Genomic DNA, 227 nt, shown 5'->3' with positions numbered 1-227 from the left:
TTGCGGGGGCCGGATTTGAACCGACGACCTTCGGGTTATGAGCCCGACGAGCTACCAGGCTGCTCCACCCCGCGTCCGTCATTACTCTTCCATCGAGTAACGTTACTGCTTCTGATTTTAATTGGTTGCGGGGGCCAGATTTGAACTGACGACCTTCGGGTTATGAGCCCGACGAGCTACCAGGCTGCTCCACCCCGCGTCCGTGGATGCGCACTATACTCTGCTCG

Annotated in this window: 2 tRNA genes; both read right to left on the bottom strand. The window is 58.1% G+C overall.

From position 1 onward, the window contains the following. Positions 1–74, bottom strand: a tRNA-Met gene (locus OGX66_RS00035). Positions 75–122: 48 nt separating this feature from the next. Then, a tRNA-Met gene (locus OGX66_RS00030) sits at positions 123–199 on the bottom strand. Positions 200–227 lie beyond the last annotated feature (28 nt).

Source organism: Citrobacter sp. Cf072 (assembly GCF_030334485.1).
Lineage (GTDB): Bacteria > Pseudomonadota > Gammaproteobacteria > Enterobacterales > Enterobacteriaceae > Citrobacter > Citrobacter freundii.
This window is presented reverse-complemented; position numbering and strand designations above follow the sequence as displayed.